The 5,650-nt window shown below is 38.8% G+C and carries 5 protein-coding genes and 2 rRNA genes; 4 read left to right on the top strand and 3 right to left on the bottom strand.

Going from position 1 to position 5,650, the window contains the following annotated elements:
- The 4 genes from K322_RS0113335 to K322_RS0113320 all read left to right on the top strand — a co-directional run.
- Positions 1-95, top strand: a 23S ribosomal RNA gene (locus K322_RS0113335); the annotation flags it as partial.
- Positions 96-185: 90 nt separating this feature from the next.
- Positions 186-296 (top strand): 5S ribosomal RNA (gene rrf, locus K322_RS0113330).
- Between the two features lie 365 nt (positions 297-661).
- On the top strand, positions 662-1,642 hold the full coding sequence (locus K322_RS0113325) for an alpha/beta hydrolase (RefSeq protein ID WP_026627327.1): 981 nt from the start codon (positions 662-664) through the stop codon (positions 1,640-1,642).
- A gap of 28 nt (positions 1,643-1,670) precedes the next feature.
- Positions 1,671-2,078, top strand: coding sequence for a hypothetical protein (locus K322_RS0113320; protein WP_026627326.1), 408 nt, complete (start codon positions 1,671-1,673; stop codon positions 2,076-2,078).
- Between the two features lie 64 nt (positions 2,079-2,142).
- Here the strand turns inward: K322_RS0113320 and K322_RS20890 are convergent, their stop codons facing one another.
- The 3 genes from K322_RS20890 to K322_RS0113305 form a co-directional block, all read right to left on the bottom strand.
- Positions 2,143-2,337, bottom strand: coding sequence for a hypothetical protein (locus K322_RS20890; protein WP_026627325.1), 195 nt, complete (start codon positions 2,335-2,337; stop codon positions 2,143-2,145).
- A gap of 57 nt (positions 2,338-2,394) precedes the next feature.
- Positions 2,395-2,652 (bottom strand): GlsB/YeaQ/YmgE family stress response membrane protein, encoded by a 258-nt coding sequence (locus K322_RS0113310; protein ID WP_026627324.1) that lies wholly within the window; start codon positions 2,650-2,652, stop codon positions 2,395-2,397.
- Between the two features lie 151 nt (positions 2,653-2,803).
- Positions 2,804-5,170 (bottom strand): glycoside hydrolase family 127 protein, encoded by a 2,367-nt coding sequence (locus tag K322_RS0113305; RefSeq protein WP_026627323.1) that lies wholly within the window; start codon positions 5,168-5,170, stop codon positions 2,804-2,806.
- Positions 5,171-5,650 lie beyond the last annotated feature (480 nt).

Raw genomic sequence — 5,650 nt, 5'->3', positions numbered from 1 at the left:
AAGGGTCGTTGTAGACTACGACGTTGATAGGCTACAGGTGTAAAGGCAGTAATGTCATAGCCGAGTAGTACTAATTGCCCGAAACTTTTTCGTCAAAACTTCGCCTGTGTAACAGGTTTGCTACATACAAATTTTTAAAGACTTGTTCTTTTACATCACGTCTTAATATATAAGATCAAAGATATTAAGGTGGTTATAGCGTTGGGGATCCACCTCTTCCCATTCCGAACAGAGAAGTTAAGCCCACCCACGCCGATGGTACTGCAATTATGTGGGAGAGTAGGTAACCGCCCTCTTTTAAAGACAGGAAGTCCTGAGTAATTTTTTACTCGGGACTTTTTTGTTAATACATACTGCATGAAAATATACGGCTATACTACCTTTGATAATCGGTCTTCTTGATTTTATTACTTGATACACCTTGAATCCAACCTTATCCATAAGCTGTATATTTTTCTGTTTTTTTGTTAAAAACGATTCTTTATTAGAACAATCTTTTATTAATCAGCGTTTTATATTTACTGATGTATGTAGATTAATATAGGTCGATGTTTTAGGGATACAAACATTATCCTTTAATTATTATGATTATGTGTTGGGAGAGAGGCTCATTTCTCCTATCTGTATTTTATTGTCTAACATTGATAATTAAAATAGTATTATGGAAAAGGAATATAAAATAAAGGATTATTTAAAAGATCCACATTTGACTCTTAGTACAAGAGAATATCTTAGAGTCTTAAATTCAGGAGATAAGCCTGTAGAGGCTTTGCCTGTTGCGGATGCTCGAAAAGTTTTGGAAAATGCTCAATCATCTATAACCGTTGACTTATCGGGTATTAAAGAGGAGACAGTGAATATGGAATTATCACAATATTCGATTGGCATTAATATTGTGCGTTCGGAAACATCGAAGGATCCAGTACCTGCCTTTATTTTTATACATGGCGGAGGATGGGTTTTAGGTGATTATCCTACTCATAAGCGATTAGTCAGGGATATAGTAGTGACAAGTGGATATACAGCTTTATTCATTAACTATTCGCCATCTCCGGAGGCTAAATATCCTGTTGCTATCAACGAAATATTTGAAACAGCTAAGTGGATATTTGAGCATGGGGATGAACTGAAGATTGATAAAGACAGATTAGCGATCGTCGGAAATAGTGTCGGTGGCAACATGTCTGCTGTAACTAGTTTGAAAGCTAAAGAAGAAGGTCTTTCTATTATAAAAGCTCAGGCATTGCTGTGGCCTGTTACTGACGCTGCATTTGATTGGGAATCTTACAGATTGTATGGAGAACAGCGGTTTCTTACAACTTCTCTCATGAAATGGATGTTTGATCAGTATACTACAGATCCGGCAGATAGAGACGAGATTTACCTGTCTCCGTTAAGAGCTTCAAAAGAACAATTACAAGGTTTGCCTCCAACGTTTATAGCTGTTGCTGAGAATGATATATTAAGAGACCAGGGGGAAGAGTTTGGAATACACTTAGACGAAGCAGGCGTAGATGTAACTACTGTTCGTTATAATGGGGTGATACATGACTGGGGTATGCTCAACGGATATGCTACAATTCCTCAGACTATAGCTGTTGTGAATCAGGTAGCGGAATTCCTGAGGAGATATTTGGGATAGTATTAGTTATACTAAAGGATAAACGTATATGAAAAAGGGAATATTTACAGGCTTATTATTAAGCTTAGTTGTAGCATTGGCAGCCTGCAGCAGTGACGATGATGATGCTCCTTTTCTAGGGGCAAATGTGAAAGTCACGGTCAAGAATCTGGCTGGTGAAGAACAGAAGGATATAAAGGTCTACATGTTCAAGAATCTGCAGCCGGATGATTCTACTGATCCCGGTTCAGCATCGAGAATAGAAACTACAAACGAGAACGGAATTGCCTACTTTAAGCTAAATCTAACTGAGCTCAACATTGTTGAGTCGGAAACCGACTTATACTTTGCAGTATATTATAAAGTTGGGGATGACTTGATTCTTAAAGCAGGAGATGGGTCTATTACTGTAAAACGAAATGAAGAGAAAGAAATATCCATCATTATCCCGATTTAGTATCGTGATTTAGAATTATAGGCGGAGCAATCTATTTGATAGAAGTGCTCCGCCTTTTTATTTGTTACTCGGATTCTCTCTTTCCCGAAAGTTTCCCTATATAATATATGATAAGCCCGACTGCGGATATCGCAGCGATTATGCCTACCGTATAAAATACTATTGCGGAGATAACTTTTATCCCGATTATAAGCAGTACAATAAACAAGACGATTGAAAGCAATCCAATCGATATAAGGAAGTATTTTAGTCCATTCATATTGTGAGCCGTTTAAATAGAAAAAGGCCTTTAAAAGCCTTTTTTTATTGTTTTATGTTATACATTCTTTTTTCGGAACAGTGAAATAATCCAAAGCAGCACAACCGCTCCTATTACCGACATAATCAGAGCACCCACTATTCCTCCCGAACCAATGCCGAGTAGACCATAAATCCAACCACCCAATATACTGCCGACAAGACCGACAATCAGATTAACGATAAAGCCGAATCCGTGCCCTCTCATCAACCAACCGGCGATAGCTCCTGCGGCTACTCCTATTATTATTGACCATATTATTCCTAACCCTTCCATATTCGTTCGATTTAATTAATATATTATACGTTTATATTGAAACAGAATAACATGAGGGATTGTTCATTATCTGTCTGGGCAGCGATATCGTTTATAAAGCAAAAACAGCGAATAGCATATTGGGTATTCGCTGTTTTTGAAATTGTTCAGACTAATTATTCAGCAGCCGTACTTCGACTATCTTAGTCGCCATTTTATCAGAAGTAGATGTAAATTTAACTTCCAGTATATCCGTATTATTAAGATCTGATGGAAGTTCGATTCGTTCTGTTATGATTTTGTCCCCATCATTACCGTCTAAAGCTTTCGACACTACTGTTTGGTTGTTGATCTGTATATTCAATATCCGCGAATTATCTCTGTTGAAATACCTGATGTATAAATATTTTGCGTTTTTATTAGTATTTTTCAGCTGATAACTAAACCAACCTTTGGCTTCTCTCCAGTGTACATCGTCAATAAATCCGGTATTTGAATTTTCGAATTTTACAAAGTGATCCGATTCGGGTTGTTGCTCTCCGCAGATAACTTTGTCGGTAGTTACCGCATCGAGTTTTATACGTTCCTGTTCTTCGTCCGCTGTACGTTGCTGAATAGCTGCAACTTCAGACTGCGTTGCCTGCGGCCAGTATATAATATATCGTGATTCGTGTAAACGGAAGAAAGGAATCAGTTCTAAACCATTGCTGTATTTTTCGGGATACAGTCCGGTTATTTTGAATGTTAACGGCTTGTTTGCTACGGGCTGCAACTGAGATATCAGCTTGTCGGGCTCACTTACCACGATAGGCATATCTTTCAGAGGTACTTGTTGTCCATGAGCAATGTGACCGCCTCTGCTGTCATCGGCAAATAACCCGTCCATATTTTCGGTATTGGTTTTGGCCGCTAATACGATAGGTCCGTAAAAGAAAGCGTAGTAATTCGATTTATCGGGCAGTTGTTCTACTCTCAGGTGCATAGGCATATCTACAACTATTTTATCTCCGTTTTTCCATTTGCGGTTAATAGATACATATCCGTCTGCTCCTTTAACCACAGCCTGAGGTTTACCATTAATAGAGACTTTTAAATCACCGTCTTTTACCCATTGAGGATAGCGTATCTTTAAATCGAAATCAGATGCCTTTACTGTTTTTACTGTTAAGCTTGTTTTAGCTTCATCCGGAAAGTTATTCTCCTGTACTATTTCGATCTTCTTTTCTTGCCATGTAAGGGTCGAAGGGATAAAGAGATTAACGTAAAGCTGGTTGTCTTTATGCGAGTAAATCATTTCTCCGTATTTGGCATGGTTCTCAAGACCCGATCCTACACAGCACCAAAAAGAAGTCTGAGGTTGAGAATATACTCTGTAATGTCCCGGGCGCATCTGCGTGAAATATACAAAACCTCCCTGTTCGGGATTCTGTGTCGATAAGATATGATTATACAATGCCTTTTCGTAATAATCCATGTATTTTTTGTCTTGAGAAGTTTGGTAAAGCATCTTTGACAATCGCAGCATATTGTATGTGTTGCACGTTTCCGGACCTTCTATACTTTTGATCATACGGGAGAAGTCATTTGTTGGGTTGAAATGTTCTCCCACACTGTTTCCTCCGATAGCAACAGACCTGTTTTCGACAACGGTATCCCAGAAAAAACGGGCGGCATCGTTCCACGACTGATTACCTTCGATATCAGCAATCCTTTTGAATCCTAAGACTTTCGGAATCTGTGTGTTTGCATGCATTCCCGTCAATTTGTCTTCGTGCGACAGCAGCGGATCAAGAATTAGTTGCTGTGAAAACTGATGAGCTAATGCCAGATATTTTTTGTCTCCTGTAATTGCCGCTACATCCGCAAACGTTTCATTCAATCCTCCGTGTTCGCTTCTAAGCATATCTTGTATTTGGACTTCCGAAAGCTGAGATACCAGTTTTATTGCCCAGTCGGTCATTTTTATGAGCATTTCTTTGGCTTCCTGATTGTGAGCATACAGATAAGCATCACGCAGACCTGCATATGTTTTGTGTATATTATATAAAGGAACCCATTTTCCGTTCAGGCTGAATCCGCCTGCATCAATTTTACCGTTTGCAACTTCTTCCCATATAGCTTTACCTCCGGGAACTCCTCCTATATATCCGTTACCGTTGGCATCCTGACATTTCTTCAGTTCGCCGACCATATAGTCGAGACGTTCTTTGATTCGGGAATCTCCTGTTGCAGCGTACATCAGCGATAGTGCAGATAAATAATGACCGCCGATATGTCCGTCAAGCCCTGTATTTTCCCAGTTGGTATAGCTTTCTGCCTTCTGTGGTAAACCTGCTTCACGAAGAAAAGGAGCCAGTAATCTGTCGGGGTTGAGTTCCAACATGTACTTCAAGTCGAGGTCTTCGGCATGTTTAAACGGACTGTCTAATAGTCTTACATTCCCGATGTCAAACGATTCTACTTTCTGTACTATCTGGGCTTGTCCGTAAAACAAGCTGCCTGTAAATAATACAACAGTTAAGGTTAAGATTTTTTTCATGATTTGATTTTGTGGGGTTTCAATTCCCAAATATAATAAACTTATTTATAAATGTCGTAACAACACTTAATAATGTAACATAAGAGATAAAAAAGGTAACAAAGGTTACTGAATCAATGAACAGTTACTATTATACAATTATCAATTGAAAGCAATTCATTTTTCATTCTTCATTATTAGTTCTTCATTTCCGACAAAGGTGACAAAGTCAATGTACAATTATCAATAATGCGAATCAGTATTTGAAAAGTGTTCCTTTATTTTATGCTATCAAGTTCAGCTATTTACTAACGCACCCTCCCGGGTTTGTTTTTCATTTTGCCTTGATGCAAAACGAAACAAAAGATCAAGACTGCGTCTGCATCCCGACCCGCTAAGCCCTCGAAAGCTAAGACAAATAAAAATGATTATCGCTGATATCTATTTGTCTTTTAACGCTTTCTTCGTGCAGCGGGTACCCCGGGCTTCCGCCGAGGTCGA

Origin of the sequence: Indolivaga capnocytophagoides DSM 22835 (assembly GCF_000426485.1) — a bacterium.
Taxonomy (GTDB): Bacteria; Bacteroidota; Bacteroidia; order Bacteroidales; family Dysgonomonadaceae; genus Dysgonomonas_A; species Dysgonomonas_A capnocytophagoides.
The sequence above is the reverse complement of the archived record's forward strand: the minus strand, read 5'-3'. Positions and strand labels throughout refer to the sequence as shown.

Coding starts and splice junctions, on each gene's coding strand:
- K322_RS0113325 (WP_026627327.1), top strand. CDS start 662: ATGGAAAAGGAATATAAAATAAAGGATTATTTAAAAGATCCACATTTG.
- K322_RS0113320 (WP_026627326.1), top strand. CDS start 1,671: ATGAAAAAGGGAATATTTACAGGCTTATTATTAAGCTTAGTTGTAGCA.
- K322_RS20890 (WP_026627325.1), bottom strand. CDS start 2,337: ATGAATGGACTAAAATACTTCCTTATATCGATTGGATTGCTTTCAATC.
- K322_RS0113310 (WP_026627324.1), bottom strand. CDS start 2,652: ATGGAAGGGTTAGGAATAATATGGTCAATAATAATAGGAGTAGCCGCA.
- K322_RS0113305 (WP_026627323.1), bottom strand. CDS start 5,170: ATGAAAAAAATCTTAACCTTAACTGTTGTATTATTTACAGGCAGCTTG.